The sequence below is a fragment of the Micromonospora sp. WMMD712 genome, assembly GCF_029581295.1.
Classification (GTDB): Bacteria; Actinomycetota; Actinomycetes; order Mycobacteriales; family Micromonosporaceae; genus Micromonospora; species Micromonospora carbonacea.
Window position 1 is genome coordinate 6,045,860 of record NZ_CP120743.1, and the last position, 15,080, is coordinate 6,060,939.

General features: G+C 70.7%; 12 protein-coding genes. 7 read left to right on the plus strand and 5 right to left on the minus strand.

Annotated features, from left to right (window positions below):
- The first annotated feature begins 278 nt into the window (after window positions 1-278).
- Complete coding sequence (locus tag O7633_RS26225) at window positions 279-1,880, plus strand: class I adenylate-forming enzyme family protein (protein WP_282324293.1); 1,602 nt, start codon at window positions 279-281, stop codon at window positions 1,878-1,880.
- 13 nt (window positions 1,881-1,893) lie between these two features.
- On the opposite strand, the gene O7633_RS26230 is transcribed toward O7633_RS26225, so the two are convergent.
- Window positions 1,894-2,766: a LysR family transcriptional regulator gene (locus O7633_RS26230; RefSeq protein WP_282324294.1), complete on the minus strand. Its 873-nt coding sequence runs from the start codon at window positions 2,764-2,766 to the stop codon at window positions 1,894-1,896.
- A gap of 161 nt (window positions 2,767-2,927) precedes the next feature.
- On the opposite strand from O7633_RS26230, the gene O7633_RS26235 reads away from it, so the two are divergent.
- Genes O7633_RS26235 through O7633_RS26250 form a run of 4 tightly spaced genes read left to right on the plus strand, consistent with a single transcriptional unit; the run spans window position 2,928 to window position 6,465 of the window.
- Window positions 2,928-4,334: an MFS transporter gene (locus O7633_RS26235; protein ID WP_282324295.1), complete on the plus strand. Its 1,407-nt coding sequence runs from the start codon at window positions 2,928-2,930 to the stop codon at window positions 4,332-4,334.
- A gap of 42 nt (window positions 4,335-4,376) precedes the next feature.
- On the plus strand, window positions 4,377-4,979 hold the full coding sequence (locus O7633_RS26240) for a VOC family protein (protein WP_278132369.1): 603 nt from the start codon (window positions 4,377-4,379) through the stop codon (window positions 4,977-4,979).
- The gene (locus O7633_RS26245; protein ID WP_278132371.1) at window positions 4,976-5,230 is read left to right on the plus strand and encodes a hypothetical protein; all 255 of its coding nucleotides are present in this window, start codon (window positions 4,976-4,978) and stop codon (window positions 5,228-5,230) included. Before O7633_RS26240 ends, O7633_RS26245 begins: the two co-directional genes overlap by 4 nt.
- Entirely contained in the window at window positions 5,227-6,465 is a 1,239-nt protein-coding gene (locus O7633_RS26250) for an FAD-dependent oxidoreductase (RefSeq protein ID WP_282324296.1), read from the plus strand. Before O7633_RS26245 ends, O7633_RS26250 begins: the two co-directional genes overlap by 4 nt.
- 106 nt (window positions 6,466-6,571) lie before the next feature.
- Here O7633_RS26250 and O7633_RS26255 read toward each other — a convergent pair whose 3' ends face one another.
- Together O7633_RS26255 and O7633_RS26260 are read right to left on the minus strand one after the other, a co-directional pair.
- Window positions 6,572-7,438: a LysR family transcriptional regulator gene (locus O7633_RS26255; protein ID WP_278132375.1), complete on the minus strand. Its 867-nt coding sequence runs from the start codon at window positions 7,436-7,438 to the stop codon at window positions 6,572-6,574.
- Window positions 7,439-8,401: 963 nt separating this feature from the next.
- Window positions 8,402-10,087, minus strand: coding sequence for a cellulose binding domain-containing protein (locus O7633_RS26260; protein ID WP_282324297.1), 1,686 nt, complete (start codon window positions 10,085-10,087; stop codon window positions 8,402-8,404).
- A gap of 191 nt (window positions 10,088-10,278) precedes the next feature.
- Here O7633_RS26260 and O7633_RS26265 point away from each other — a divergent pair, with 191 nt between their 5' ends.
- Both O7633_RS26265 and O7633_RS26270 read left to right on the plus strand, forming a co-directional pair.
- On the plus strand, window positions 10,279-11,880 hold the full coding sequence (locus tag O7633_RS26265) for a glycoside hydrolase family 44 protein (RefSeq protein ID WP_282324298.1): 1,602 nt from the start codon (window positions 10,279-10,281) through the stop codon (window positions 11,878-11,880).
- Window positions 11,881-12,066: 186 nt separating this feature from the next.
- Window positions 12,067-13,164 carry a hypothetical protein gene (locus tag O7633_RS26270; RefSeq protein WP_282324299.1) on the plus strand — a complete coding sequence of 366 codons (1,098 nt, stop codon included), beginning with the start codon at window positions 12,067-12,069 and terminating at the stop codon, window positions 13,162-13,164.
- Window positions 13,165-13,177: 13 nt separating this feature from the next.
- Here O7633_RS26270 and O7633_RS26275 read toward each other — a convergent pair whose 3' ends face one another.
- Window positions 13,178-14,338 carry a HAMP domain-containing sensor histidine kinase gene (locus tag O7633_RS26275; RefSeq protein WP_282324300.1) on the minus strand — a complete coding sequence of 387 codons (1,161 nt, stop codon included), beginning with the start codon at window positions 14,336-14,338 and terminating at the stop codon, window positions 13,178-13,180.
- A gap of 38 nt (window positions 14,339-14,376) precedes the next feature.
- Window positions 14,377-15,036, minus strand: a complete 660-nt coding sequence (locus O7633_RS26280) for a response regulator transcription factor (protein WP_282324301.1) — start codon at window positions 15,034-15,036, stop codon at window positions 14,377-14,379.
- Window positions 15,037-15,080: the final 44 nt, after the last annotated feature.

A 15,080-nucleotide genomic window follows, 5' to 3' on the forward strand; every position in this document is an offset into this window, starting at 1 on the left:
GCGGCTTATTCCATTGACGTATCTTGTCGGTATTGGTCCCGGCGCACTCGCGTCTCGGCAGGATCATCCCTCGTCGGTGCTTCGTTTGCGCACCTCAGCGGCACCGGGCTGGCGGAGCGTCGACCCACTGGCCCACAAGGAACACTCTTCGGCCACCTGGCGTGCGCCGATGAAGATTCTTTATAGCGGGGCCATGGACTATTTCCCGAACGGCGGACAACACTCCTTGCCGGGTCCGGCGCGATGCCGTGACGTCGTTCGTTCCCAGGAGGTTCTTCGTGGAATGTCCCGCCGTGCCACCGACGGCCCCTTCGACGTTCACCGAAGTGCTGCGCCGGGCCGCCGCCGGGCGAGAGGCCGCCGCGGTGTGGGACGGTGACCGCTGGCGCACCTGGCAGGACTGCCTGGCGCAGTCCGAGCGCACCGCGGGCGCCCTGCACCGTTCCGGGCTGCGCGCCGGCGACGTGCTCGCCACCCAGCTGCCGAACTGCTGGGAACTGCTGGTGCTGCATGCGGCCACCGCCCGCCTCGGCGTACTGCTGCTGCCCCTGCACACTGCTTACCGCGCGCACGAGGTGCAGTCGCTGGTCACCCAGGCCGGCGCGGTCGCACTGGTCGCCCGGGGCTCGCACCGGGGACGCTCACGGATGGCTGAGATCGACGCCGTACGCGCCGCCTGCCCGTCCTTGACCCACGTCTGGCTCTCCGGCGACGAGGAGCCCCCGCCCACCGCCGGCCTGATCGGTTCCGCCGACTTGATGGCGACGGAGGATCCGGGCGTCGAACTGCCCCCGGCCCCGCGCGATCCGCAGGCGCCGCTGCTGCTGCTCGCGTCGTCCGGCACGACCTCGCGCCGCCCCAAGCTGTGCGTGCACCGCCATGCCGGGCTGCTCGGCAACGCCGGGGCCGTCGCGGCGGATGGTGGCCTCGACGCGACCGACACCATCGTCTCCGCGAGCCCGCTCAGCCACGCCTTCGGCCTGCTGTCGGTGCACCTGGCCCTGGTCACCGGCGGTGCCGTCGGACTGTTCGAGGGGTGGAACGCGCAGGACTTCCTCGATCTGCTGTGCGGTGCCTCCGCGACGGCCGCCTTCGCCGTACCGGCGCAGCTGCGGGACCTGGTGTCCCTGCTGGAACGCGCGCCGACGCCCGACCGGGCGCTGCCGTCACTGCGCGAGGTGCGCACCGGCGGAGCCCCGGTGCCCCGCGAACTGGTCGACGGGATCCGACGGACGCTGGATGCCCGGGTCATCGTCCAGTGGGGCATGACGGAGGTCGGTGCGGGCACCTACACCCGCCCCGACGACCCGGCGGAGCTCACCAGCACTGTGGGTCGGCCCGCCGCAGGCGCCGAGGTACGGATCGTGGACGCGAACGGAGCGCTCGCCGGGCCCGGTGTGACGGGTGAACTGCAGTACCGCAGCCCTTTCATGTTCAGCGGCTACTTCCGGGCGCCGGACACCACCCGGGACGCGTTCACCCCTGACGGCTGGCTGCGCACCGGTGACCTCGCCGCGCTTCACCCGGACGGAACGGTCGGCTACCGCGGCCGCGCCGACGAGCTCATCAACCGCGGTGGGCTCAAGTTCAGCGCGCTCGAGGTCGAGGAACTGCTCAACGATCTGCCCCAGCTCGCCCAGCACGCGGTCGTGCCGGAGCCCGACCCCCGGCTGGGTCAGCGCTCCTGTCTGGTGGTGGCGCTGCGCGAAGGTGCCGGGCTGACCCTGGACGAGGTGACCGGCCACCTGTCCGGCAAAGGGCTGGCGACCTACAAGCTTCCGGAACGGCTGGTCGTCATCGACGAGTTGCCCACCACGGTCACCGGCAAGATCGCCCGCGCCCGTCTGCGGGCCGTGCCCCTGCCCGAGGCGGTCCGATGACCGGCGTGGACGTTCAGCCGCTGAGGTGCGTACGCAGCATCGACTGGAAGCTGACCAGGCCGGGGTTCGCGGAGTTGCGGTCCAGCCACGTCATCGTCAACGTCGTCCGCAGATCGGTGTCCTCGCTCTGCACGACAGCCACCTCGCCCCGGGCGACCTGGTGGCGCACCGACAGCATCGGCAGCAGCGCACACCCCATGCCGGCCGCCACGCACGCACCGAGCGTGCCGATGCTCGACACCTCGGCGACGGGCTCCTTCGTGCCCGCGCCGAACACCCCCTCGAACATCTCTCGAAAGCCGCAACCCTGCTCCGTGGCCAGAAACGCCTCCCGGGCCAGCTCGGCCAACCCGGCCCGGCCGCGCTCCGCGAGTGGATGCGCCGGCGGCACGATGATCACCAGTGGCTCCTCCGCCAAGGTCTCCGAGCGCAGCGACGTGTCCGGCGGGGGCGACCCGAAAGTCAGGCACAGGTCCAGATCGCCGCGGCGCACCGCCTTGTACAACTGGCCGCGGTTGTCGTGCCCAAGCCTCACCCGCATCTGCGGATTCTGGTCGCGGTAGGCGGCGAGTACCGGGGGCAGCAGGTGCACACTCACCGTTTCCAGGGCACCGACCGCCAGTTCCGTGCCGGGACGCGAGACCGCGAAACGCGCTTCTTCCAGCAACTTCAGGATGCGGTCGGTGTACTCCGAGAGCACCGCGCCCTGCGGAGTCAGCCGCAGGCGGCGCTGGGAACGGTCGAGCAGTTCGACGCCCAGCTCCCGCTCCAGGGACTGGATCTGGTCACTGATGCTGGATTGCGCGTAATGCAGTTCCTTCGCTGCCTGCGTGACGCTCAGCGTTCGTGCAACGGTCTCGAAGGCCCGAAGATTTCTCAGCTCCATGCGTCGCCCCCCGTCGGCACCCATCGGCTCAGCCGATGATACTCACCGGTCCTTCCGAGGACCACCACCCACAAATCGGTCAGCGGCTCCGGTTGAATGGAAAGTCCCGGCCACCTGGCAGGGAGCGGTGAAGGAATGCAATCCCAATCGAGGAGAAACACATGGCAACGCAGGCGGGGCCGCCACCCGTAGTGGCATCGGACCGGTCGGGCAAGCCGTCACGCACACTTCTGATCGGGCTGTCCCTCGGCTACTTCATGGTGCTCTTGGACCTGACCATCGTCTCGGTGGCACTGCCCGCCATCTCCCGGAGCTTCGGTGTCGGGCTCAGCGCGCTCGAGTGGGTGACCAACGGCTACACGGTGACGTTCGCCGCCCTGCTGCTGACCGCTGGTTGGCTGTCGGACCGGCTGGGCGGCAAGCGGGTCTTCGTCTGGGGGCTGGTCGCGTTCGGCGTCCTGTCCGGCATCTCGGCGGCCGCCACGAGCCTCGGCTTCCTGGTGGCGCTGCGCCTCGCGCTCGGCGTCGCCGGCGCGCTGCTGCTTCCGTCGTCGCTGGCGATCATCACCAACTCGTACACGGTCCCCGCCGAGCGGGCCCGCGCGGTCGGCTCGTGGGCGGCGATCACCGGCGCGGCGCTCGTCGCGGGCCCGGTGGTGGGCGGTCTACTCACGGAGTCGGTCGGTTGGCGCGCCATCTTCCTGGTCAACGTTCCCCTCACGCTGATCAGCCTGGTCGTCACGGTCCGATTCGCGTCGGAGACCGCGCTCAAGCCGCGCAGCGGCCTTGACCTGACCGGTCAGATCAGCGCCGTCGTCGCCCTGGCCGCGTTGGTGTTCGCCCTGATCGAGGGCCCCGCCAAGGGCTGGTCGGACAGCGCGGTGCTGATCGCCCTCGTGCTCGTGCCGGTCGCCGCCATCATCTTCGTTCGAGCCGAGATGCGGGCCGGTGACGCGGCCATGCTGCCGCCGCGGATGTTCCGCCGCCGCGGCTTCTCCGCCGCGCTGGTGGCCGGGCTGCTCGCCAACTTCGGCCTCTCCGGCCTGCTGTTCGTGCTGTCGCTCTTCTTCCAGGACAGCCGCGGCTACTCGGCGTCCCTCGCGGGCCTGGCCTTCCTCCCGCTGACCATCCCGACCGCCATCAACCCCATCTTCACCGGGCGCCTGGTCGGCCGGGTCGGCCCACGCCGCCCGGCCACCATCGGCTTCGTCCTCATGGGTGCCGGCGCGCTGATCCAGGCACCGTTCACCGGCAACTCCGGGCTGGCGCTCGTGGCCACCCTGGTCGGTCTGCTCGCGTTCGGCTTCGGCATCTCGTTCACCCTCCCGGCCCTGGTCGCCGGCATCGCCAGCACCGTTCCCACCGAGTTCGCCGGCATCGGCGCCGGCACGCTCAACTCCGCACGCCAGGTCGGCTCCTCCCTCGGGGTGGCCGTGCTCGGCGTGGTCCTCAGCCTGTCGGCGTCCAACGCCTCCGGCACCCGCTCCGCGCTCATCGTCGGCGGCGTGACGCTGCTGATCGGCGCCCTCATCGCGGTCACCGGACTGCGCGGGCGTACCCCCGCGTAAGGGCGCAGGACAGGCGTTTCCGCTGTCACCCTAGGAGGAGAAGTGGCATCACCACCCCTGGGCACGCCGGTCGGCCAGCCCCGGCTGAGCCTGGACGGAGTCGACCATCTCGCCTACGTCACCTGGAAGCCGCGGGCGACGCTCGAGTTCTACACCAAGGTGCTCGGCATGCCCCTGGTGCACGCCATCACCGCCAACGGCTGGGTCACCGAGGACTACCCGGACTTCGTGCACTTCTTCTTCGACATGGGGCGCGGCAACCGGATCGCGTTCTTCTACTACTTCGGCCTGCCCGAAGAGGGGCCGCCGGGTGACCTCATGCACCGCTCGCGGCATCTCGCCTTCCACGTCGACACCGCCGAGGAACTGCTCGACTGGCGGGCGAGGCTCAAGGCGCACGGCGTACGGGTCACCACGCCGCTGGCGCACGAACTCATCGAGTCGATCTACTTCGACGACCCGAACGGCATCCAGCTCGAGATCACCCGTCCGATCCGGGAGATGGCGGAGATCGACGCCCGGGACGCCGACCTGACGTTGCGTGCGCTGGTCGACGTGGCCGACTCGCCTCGCCCGTCGGCCCAGGCGTTGTGGCAGCGCAAAGCGGAGCTCATCCGCAAGAACGAGGAGGTGTCGGGCTCGTGACACTCGCCCTGTACGTACTGGACGTCGCGGAGTTCGAGCCACTGGTGCGCACCGCGCAGGGCGCCGGGATGCAGTTGCGCCGCACCGGCGACTACTGGGAACTCAGCTCGCCGGAGCCGCAACTGATACTGCGGCGTGAGGGCACCGAGATCCGCACCGCGCTGTGGCACGCCGCGCTGACCGGGGGCCTCGACGGGCGCATCGTCTCCTTCACCAGCGAGACGATCCACCTCGAAGAGGACCCGAGTTGACCAGCAACGGCCCGGCGGCGACGATCCATCACTCGGTGCTGGTCGTCGGCGCCGGACCGGCCGGGCTCAGCGCCGCACTGGCCCTGCGTGCCGCCGGTCTGGATGCCACGGTGCTCGAACGGCGCGGCCCCGGCGCGGTACGACCGGGCAGCCGGGCCGCGTACCTGCACGGTTCCTCACTGGTCGCGCTGGAGAAGCTCTCACCCGGACTCGGTCACGAGATCGCTGGCGAGGGCGTGATGTGGTCCACCAAGCGTTCGTTCTGGGCCGGCAAGGAGATCTACAGCAAGACCTACCCGCCGCTGCTCCGCGAGGGCCTGCCACCCTTCACCAGCCTCCCGCAGGTGCGCACCGAGGACCTGATGGCCGCAGCGTGCCGCGAACGGGGTGTCCAGCTGCACTGGGACGCCGAGGTGACCTCCGCCGAGATCTCCGCCGACGGAGTCCGGCTCACCGACGCCAGCGGTAGGACCTGGACGGCCGACTACGTGATCGCGGCTGACGGATCCCGCTCACCGCTGCGGTCCGCCGCCGGAATTCCCCTTGAGGGGCCGCGCTCGCAGAACACCTTCGTGATCGTGGACCTCGACGACGACCCGGCACACCCCGTGCCGATCGAGCGGGTGTTCCACTACCACCACCCCGGCGTCGACGGCCGCAACGTGCTGATCGTGCCGTTCGCCGGCGGCTGGCGGGTCGACCTGAACCTGCTCGTCGACGACGTGCCGGACACGTTCACCTCCCCCGAGGGCCTGCGCCGCTGGATCCCCAAGGTGCTGCCAGCCGCATACGGCAACCGGGTGCGGTGGGTGTCCACCTATCGGTTTGCGCAACAGGTCGCTGCCCACTTCACCGACGAGCATCGCCGGGTGCTGCTGACCGGCGAGGCATCCCACCTGTTCGCCCCCTTCGGCGCGCGGGGGATGAACTCCAGCATTCCCGACGCCATCCGCGCGGTGGACGCCGTCCGGGAAGCCCTGTCGGCGAGGGACGCCGCGGCGGCAGGGGCGGCAGTCGACCGCTTCGCCAGGGAACGCAAGGAGGCGGCGGAATACAACCGGGCCTGCGCCAGCGCGGCCCTGGAGCACATGCTCGCGGACAGTCGGGCGGTCCGGCTCAGGCGGCGGACCGCGGCGGCGCTCGCCGCCGTGGGGCGGAAGGCCGGGGAGTGGTTGGACTCCGCGCCGTACGGGCCGAAACTGGCCGCGCGCGGTGCGGCCAGGACCTCCTACTGACCGCTCGGGTGCCGGGTGCGCGGCCGATCCCCCCTCGGCCGCGCACCCCCGGAGCTCGCTGCGGCTGCGGGTCGACTGCCTGCTCCGCAGCGCCCGGCGGCCAGGGTCACGGAGCGACGAGGGGCATGTCCTTCAGCGTCACCCGAGCCGCCATCCGGGCCGCGGTGACCACGAGTTCGCTTGCCGAGGGCGACAAGGCCAGATATACCGGCAGGGGTTCCGGCGTGGGGCCGAGGACGTCGGCGGGCGCGGGGAGCAGACCGGGGTGACTGGTCCGCGAGTTGGACGGCAGAGCCGTGTACGCGAGGCCGGCCTCCACGGCGGCCCGCACCGCCACCGGATCGGCCGACCACGGCACCGAGTGCCAGCTCACGCCGTTTGCGGCCAGTGCCTCCAAGATTCGCATGCTCAACGCGGAGTGCCCTCCCACCATCGCCACCGGGTACGTGGTGTCGGCGGCGGCCGGGGCGTGGCCGAACCAGGCGAGGCTGAGCCGGCCCAGCATCTCGCAGCGTGGCGTCGAGACCCCCAGCAGGACAGCTGCCTCCAGTTCCTCCCTGGCGAGCTTGTCGGCGAGAGATGCACTGAGGCCGGTCACTATCTCAAGTCGTAGTTCGGGCCGCTCCGCCGCGAACTCGGCGAGCATGCGTTGCAATCCGGCCACACAGTGCACCGAGTAGCCCAGTCGGAAGGCCTCCTGGCCGCGCAGCGCCGACAAGGTGCCGAGGACTTCGCTATTGAGCAGCAGGACGCGGCGAGCATGGGCGACCAACTCGCGTCCGGCGCTCGTAAGCCTGAGCGGCCTGTTCGTGCGTTCGAGAAGGGGAGACTGGACCACGGACTCCAGCCGCTGGATCTGCTGGCTGACCGTCGGCTGCGTGACGTGCAGGGCCTGCGCAGCCCGGGAGAAGCCGCCATTGTCGACGACGGCGACGAGGGCCCGTAAGAGCTTTACTTCGATGTCGCGTTGCATTGCTTCTCACACCATCTCTCGTTTCATCCCGATCCCTTTCGGGACACGGTCCTGCCGACGTGGGCTGGTTCCGGCATTGTCTCGGCAAATCACCCAGATCCGTGCGGTGTTTCGCCGTGCCATGTCCGGTCCGCGCGGCGCCCGGCGGGACGCAATCACGGGGAAGGCGCAGCTCAGGCGGCCGAGTCGAGAACAGGCGGCCTCCGTCGGCGCTGTTCCCCCGGCCTGGGGTGGGGTCGTAGAGAGCGCAGCGTCGACCGCCGGCTCGGCGGCTTGGGCGCGACGTGCAGGCGTGGATCGCGTTTCCCCGTGATCGGCCAGATGGCGCAGTCAGGCTGATCACGCTGGCGGCTGATGTGGGGGGCGGTCGACAACAGTCGGCGACATGATCGACAACTGCTGCCCGCAGGTCTGCGGCGTCAGGGGTCGCCGACAGTCGATGCTGTTGACGCCGAAAGGCCTATTGACGGCCGAACATGAAATTTCCCCTTCGGGCGGGCCCCCCCGAGCGCATCCATGGCTCCAGTTTGCACTATGCCTGGCGAGGTGCGAAAGATTTACCTGCAATGAAAAATTCACCATGATGAACTTCGCTCAATCGCCTTCCTGTGATCCTGCGGTGAAATGCCCCGAACATCCGCCATGGCCTGCCGTGGTCAGCCATCCCTGGGTCACAAGCGCATGACGGTTCTCACGCCTCGCCAACAGTGGCTACGCGACGACGTTCACGGTGTGCGTGATCAAGCGCCCGGCGAAGACCTCGGGCAAATAACGCGAAAGACGCCGTCGCTCAACCGGAGAATTGGGCACGACCCTGTTTGGGCGGCGTGCCGGCAGAAGGGCTCCGACCTGGGGTCGCCTTCTCGGTCGGAGCCCTTCTCGTCGCCGCGCCGGTGGCCCGGGCGACTCTTTGCCCGACGCGGTTCGTCCGTGTGTCGTCAGGGGTGGTTCGGCAGCCCTTCCTTACCGGCAGGGTGTGCCGTTGAGGGAGAAGCCTGTGGGGACCGCGTTGCTGCCGCTCCACGAGCCCTGGAAGCCGAACGTGACGCTGGCGCCGGCCGCGATCGTGCCGTTCCAGTTGGCGTTGCGGATCGTGACGGCGGAGCCGGACTGGGTGTAGGTGGCGCTCCAGAGCGTCGTGATCCGCTGGTCACCCGGGAACGTGAAGGCCAGGGTCCAGCCGTTGACGGCCGTCGTTGCGGTGTTCTCGACCGTGACGTCGACGACGAACCCGCCGGGCCATTCCGACTGCTTCTGGTAGGTCACCGCGCAGGTGGTGCCGGGTGGCGCAGTGGTCGGGTCGGTCGGCGGGGTGACCCGCACCTCGTTGGTCGCGATCGACACGTTGCCCGCCGCGTCCCGGGCCCGCACGTAGTAGCGGTTGGGCACGGAGGGCGCGATCGACAGCTGGTAGCTGGTGCCGGTCACGGTGGCCACCAGTGTCGAGACGAAGACCCCGTCCCAGCGGTAGACGTTGTAGCCGGTCACCCCGACGTTGTCCGTCGAGGGCGTCCAGTTCAGCTTGGCGGACGTGGCGGTCGCGTCGGTGACGGTCAGCGTCCCGGGGGCGCTCGGCGGCACGGTGTCGGGGCCGGTGTCGGTCGCCGGGGTGACGATGGTGAGCGGGGCCGACCACTGTGAGCTGTGCCCGCCCGAGTCGCTGGCCTGCACCATGAAGCGATACTCCGTGGCCGGCTTGAGGGTGATCGTGGCCGTGGTGACGTTGCCGACCCGGACGGTGTCCCCGACGTCGTAGAACGCCTGGAAGTAGGTGACCGTGTAGCCGGTGACGTCGCAGCAGCCGGGCTCGGCGGCCGTCCAGGTCAGGGTGACCGACGTCGAGGTGATCCGGCTGACCGCCAGGTTCGCGGGCGGGGTCGGCGGGAGGTCTGCCGGGGGCGTCGAGCTGGTCGCGTCGACCGTGTTGGACGCGGCCGACAGGTTGCCCGCGGCGTCCGTGGCACGCACGTAGAACTGGATGCGCGGGCCGGGCCCCGTCGTGGCCGAGGGCGGCAGCTGGTACGTCGTCGACGTGGTGGTGCCGAGCAGGATGGAGGTGTACCAGCCGTCGTACCGGTAGACGCGGTAGCCGGTCACGCCGACGTTGTCCGGCGCGGCCGACCAGTACAGGGTGCCGTTCCGGTTGGTCAGGTTCGTCGGCGAGCCGGGTGGCACGGTGTCCGGGCCGCTGTCGGTGGCCGGGGCCACCACGATGATCTGGTTCGACCAGGGGGAGGTGTGTCCCGTCGAGTCCCTGGCCGCCACCCTGATGTTGTACTGGTGGGTCGGCGAGATGCTGATCGTGGCAGTGGTGACGTTTCCGACCGTGATGGTCGGTATGACGTCGCTGAACGGCTCGGGGTACATGATGTTGTAGTTGGTGATGGCGCAGCAGCCGGGGACGGATGCGGTCCAGGTCAGGGTGACCGACGTCGAGGTCACCCGGGTGGCGGTGAGCAGCGTGGGCGGGGCCGGCGGCGCCGGTGTGCTGGCCGGGGCCGGCGGCGGGACGCTGCTGGCCGGCGTCGACATGGTGCCGGCGTCGGCCGAGGGTGTGGTGGCCAGGCCCACACCGGGCACCGCGACCAGCAGGGCGGCGGCGGCCACGAAGGCCGGCCACAGGCGGCGGAACAGAGAGCCCCCGGACACGGGCGGCTCCTCTCTGGTAGGTGGTTGGCACGGACGCGCGCCGATTATTTCAATCGGCGGGAATCGATGGCCATCATATAGATGGACGATAATCTATATGTGAATTCGGTCCGCCCGGGGCCGATCGGCGACGGGAGCCCCTGATGGGTGTACGAAGGCGGCGCAGGCCGCGTCCGGCCACGGCGATCGGCGTGGCAGGTTCTCTCGTGGCGGGGCTGCTGACCGCCCAGGCCGTCGCCGGCCCGGCGGCGGCTGCCGACGGGCTCACCCTGGCCGTGGACGTGTCCGCCGCCCGGCACCCCATCAGCCCCGACATCTACGGCATGAACGGGGGCGACCCCGAGCTCGTCGCCGAACTCGGCACGCCGGTCGCGCGCTGGGGCGGCAACGCGAGCAGCCGCTACAACTTCAGGAACCACACCTACAACACGGGCAGCGACTGGTACTTCGAGAACATCGTGGCCGGGCCCGACAACACGGTCGAGGCGTTCGTCCAGCGGAACCGTGACCACGGGACCAGGCAGGTGGTCACCGTGCCGTTGATCGGGTGGGTGGCGAAGGACTCGCCCTCGTCGCACCCGTTCGCCTGCGGCTTCCCGGCCACCCGGTTCCCCGAGCAGGACTCGTTCGACCAGTGGGACCCCAACTGCGGCAACGGCCGGCACGCCGACGCGAACCTGACCGGGGCGGTCCCGACGGACACCTCGATCCCGGCCGACGCGTCGTTCGCGGGCGAGATGGTGTCGCATCTCGTGACCCAGTTCGGCCCGGCGTCACGCGGCGGCGTGTCCATCTACGAACTCGACAACGAGCCGGTGCTGTGGAGCTCCACCCACCGCGACGTGCATCCCGAGGCGGTGGGCTACGACGAGCTGGGCGGCAAGGGCACGGCGACCGCCGCGGCCATCAAGGCCGCCGACCCGCGCGCGGCGGTGCTCGGCCCGTCCGGCTGGGGCTACTGCGAGTGGGTGGCCTCCGGCGTGGACGGCTGCGCGCCGGGCGCGGACGCGGCGGCGCACGGCGGGCTCAACCTGTCCCAGTGGTACCTGAAGAACATGAAGGACTTCAGCGACGCCCACGGCGGGAAGCGCTTCCTCGACTACTTCGACCAGCACTACTACCCCCAGATCAGCGGCGGCAGGGACCCGGAGGCCAACGCGCTGCGGCTGCGGTCCACCCGGTCGTTGTGGGATCCGACGTACGTCGACGAGTCGTGGATCGGCCCCGGCGGGGTGAACGCGCCACCGTTGCAGTTCATCCGCCAGATGAAGGCGTGGGTCGCGCAGTACTACCCCGGCACGAAGGTCGCCATCACCGAATACAATTGGGGCGCGCTGGACGACATCAACGGCGCGCTCGCGCAGGCCGACGTGCTCGGCATCTTCGGGCGCGAGGGGCTGGACCTGGCGACCATCTGGGGCGAACCGAAACCGACCGACCCCGGGGCGTACGCGTTCCGGATGTACCGCAACTACGACGGCGCCGGGAGCCGGTTCGGCGACGTGAGCGTGTCGGCGGTCAGCAGCGACCAGGGACAGCTCGCGGTCTACGCCGCGCAACGCTCGTGCGACAGGGCGCTCACCGTCATGGTGGTCAACAAGACCGGCGGCGATCTGACGTCGCGGCTGACGCTCGCCGGCTTCCACGGCAGGGACAGGGCCCAGCGGTTCACCTACGGCCCGGCCGACCTCACCTCGATCGTCCGGGGCGAGGATCTCCGGGTGACCCGTGGCGGCGTCAGCGCGACGTACCCGGCGAACTCCGTGACGCTCCTGGTCCTGCCGCAGCGCTGACACCGCCCGCTTCCCGCCGGCCGGCAAGGGGGACGGCGGTGGGGAGGGCGGCGTGACCCGACGCGTCGCCAAGCCGCGGCACGACGGCCTTCGCGACGACACCTTCCCGCCACCTTCGTGTGTCAGCCTGGGCGCCGAACGGGCCGGGCCGTGACCGGCCGCCCTTGAGCCACCCGGGGAGGCGGCATGGCCAGACGCGTCTTCCTGCACGTCGGTGCCCCGAAGACGGGCAGCACCTTCGTGCAGGACGTGCTCTGGCGGAACAGGCGGGAGCTGAAGCGGGCCGGCATCCTGCTGCCGGGCAGCGCCCGCGCGCAGGACGCCGCCATGACCGACCTGCGCCAGGTGCCCTGGCGCGACGCGGACCTGCGCTGGACCTGGGACCGGCTGGCCGCGAAGGCACGCGGGTGGCCGGGCGACGTGATCATCAGCAACGAGGGGCTGGGCGGGGCGAGCAGCGTGCAGGCGGCCCGCGCCGTGGAGAGCCTGCTGCCGGCCGAGGTGCACGTCGTGGTGGCCGGACGTGACCTGTGGCGCACCCTGCCGTCGACCTGGCAGCAGAGCATCCGGGCCCGCAGCGGCTGGCGCTTCGGCGCCTTCCTGGGCGCGGTGGAACGCGGCGAGTTCGACACGTTCTGGGAGAACTACACCGCGAGCCGGATGCTGCGCCGCTGGGGCGACCTGGTGCCCGCCGGGCGACGCCACCTGGTGACGGTCCCGCCCCCCGGGGCGCCGCACGACACCCTGTGGCACCGCTTCGCGGGGATCATGGGCATCCCCGACGGCCTCTGCGAACTGGCGGCCCCCACCTCGAACCCCTCGCTGGGCGCGGCCGAGGCCGAGGTGCTGCGCCGGGTCAACCTCGCGCTGGGCGACCGCTATCCGCTGCGCAGGCCGTACCAGGAGGTCGTCCAGCGGCACCTGGTCGACTCGGTGCTGCGGCAGCGCGGGAACGGGCTGCGGTTCGGCGTCGGCCTCGACCGGGCCGCCTGGGTGGCCGACCAGGCGGAGCGGCAGATCACGGAGCTGCGGGACTACCCGTGCCAGGTCGCGGGCGACTTGGCGGAGCTCCGGCCGACCGGCATGACGCAGAGCCGCAGCCCCGACGAGCTCGACGACGGGCAGGTCCTGACCACGGCGATCGAGACGATCGTGGCCATGCTGGAGCAGGCCGAGGCGCTCAGCACGCGCGCGGACCGCCGGTACGAGGAGATCCTGGCGCGGGTCAGGACACGGGTCGACGGCGGCGTGCGCCGCCGGCTCCGGCGCGCCGGCCGGCGGTAGCGGACCGGCCGGCTCAGCTGCGTACCGACCGGTCCGGGTGGGCCCGGTCCGACGCGGTCGACGCGCCGACGTACCGGGTGGTCCGTGGCTGGGTCGGAGCGGATCCCGGCACGTCGAACACGACGACGAGTCCACCCGCCGGCCGCGGCTGGGCCCGCACGGATCCGCGGTGCGCCCGGGCGATCGAGGCGACGATCGACAGCCCCAGCCCCACCCCGTGATCCGCGCTGTCCCGGCCCCGGCGCAGCTGCCGGAACGGCTCGAACAGCGCGGCGGACTGGTCGACCGGCACGACCGGCCCGGTGTTGTCGACCCGGAGCACGGGGCCGGGGGAGCCGACCCGTACCCAGACCTGCCCGCCCGGGTGGTTGTACTTGATCGCGTTGTCCACCAGGTTGATCACCAGGCGCTCCAGCAGCACCCGGTCGCCGTTGACGACCTGCGGTGCCAGGTCGGCGTGGATGCGCAGGCCGTGCTGGCCGGCGCGGGCGCGTTGCGCCTCGACCACCCCGGCGGCCACCTCGTCGAGCCGCACGGGGGCGCGGTGGTCCAGCCCGCGGTCGCTGCGGGCCAGCACCAGCAACCCCTCGATGAGGGACTCGATCCGGATGTTCATCGCGAGCAGGCGAGAGCACAGGCCCCGTACGTCCGGGTCGGTGCTCCTGCGGGCCAACGCCACCTCGACCAGGGTGCGCTGCGCGGCCAGTGGGGTGCGGAGTTCGTGCGAGGCGTTGGCGACGAACCGCCGCTGGCTGTCGAACGAGGCGGACAGCCGGTCGAGCATCTCGTCGAAGGTGTCGGCGAGGTCGGTCAGCTCGTCGCGGTGCCCCCGCATCCGGATGCGCTCGTTGAGGTTCTCCGCGCTGAACTGGCGCGCCGCCTCGGCCATCACCCGCACCGGCCGCAGCATGCGGCTGGCGACGATCCAGCCCACCAGCAGGGCGAGCAGCAGGGTGATGGCGAGCGTCACGCCGGACTGCACCAGCAGCGTGTTGAGGACGTCGATCCGGTATTCGGCCGCCGTCTCCGGGTTCAGCGGCCGCACCAACGACGTCGGGTTCGGGCCCGCGGTGTCGATCCGTCCGGTGACGGCGGGAGGCAGCGCCGCCCGGAACAGGATGTAGTTGATCGTCAATAGGACGACGGCGCTGAGAAGGAAGATCCCCCCGCACATGAGGACCAGGTGCCCCTTGACCGACAGGCGGCGCAGGACTAGCCGCCCAATCGGTAGCCCACTCCGGACAACGTTTCGATCACCGCCGGGCTGCCCAGCTTCTTTCGCAAGGTCATCATTGTCACTCGAACCGCGTTCGTGAACGGATCGATGTGTTCGTCCCATGCCTTCTCCAACAGTTCCTCGGCGCTGACCGCGGTGCCTTCGGCCCGCATCAGGACTTCCAGTACGGCAAATTCCTTTCGGGACAGCGGGATGAACCGTCCGTCCCGCAGCACCTGGTGCCGGGGGACGTCGAGCTCGATGCCGGCGCGGCGCAGCACCGGCGGCAGCGCCGGCCTGGCCCGCCGGCCGAGGGCCTGGACCCGGGCGACGAGCTCGGCGAGGGCGAACGGCTTGGTCAGGTAGTCGTCGGCGCCGAGGTTGAGCCCGTACACCCGTTCGTCCAGGCCGGTCGAGGCGGTCAGCATGATCACCCTGGTCTCGCCGCCGGCCGAGACGATCGCCCGGCAGACGTCGTCGCCGTGCACCACCGGCAGGTCGCGATCGAGGACGACGACGTCGTAGCGGTTGATGCTGATCAGCTCCAGCGCGGCCGCGCCGTCCACGCACAGGTCCACCGCCATGGCCTGCTGGCGCAGCCCTTCGGCCGTCGCCTCGGCCAGCACCGCCTCGTCCTCCACGATCAGCACGCGCATTGAGATCCCTTCTCGGAAAACCCGGCTCCAGTGTGCACCGCTCG

Bases quoted from the DNA above. Each gene is read 5' to 3' on its own strand.
- O7633_RS26235 (WP_282324295.1), top strand. From the start codon at position 2,928: ATGGCAACGCAGGCGGGGCCGCCACCCGTAGTGGCATCGGACCGGTCG.
- O7633_RS26280 (WP_282324301.1), bottom strand. From the start codon at position 15,036: ATGCGCGTGCTGATCGTGGAGGACGAGGCGGTGCTGGCCGAGGCGACG.
- O7633_RS26255 (WP_278132375.1), bottom strand. From the start codon at position 7,438: ATGCAACGCGACATCGAAGTAAAGCTCTTACGGGCCCTCGTCGCCGTC.
- O7633_RS26275 (WP_282324300.1), bottom strand. From the start codon at position 14,338: ATGTGCGGGGGGATCTTCCTTCTCAGCGCCGTCGTCCTATTGACGATC.
- O7633_RS26270 (WP_282324299.1), top strand. From the start codon at position 12,067: ATGGCCAGACGCGTCTTCCTGCACGTCGGTGCCCCGAAGACGGGCAGC.
- O7633_RS26230 (WP_282324294.1), bottom strand. From the start codon at position 2,766: ATGGAGCTGAGAAATCTTCGGGCCTTCGAGACCGTTGCACGAACGCTG.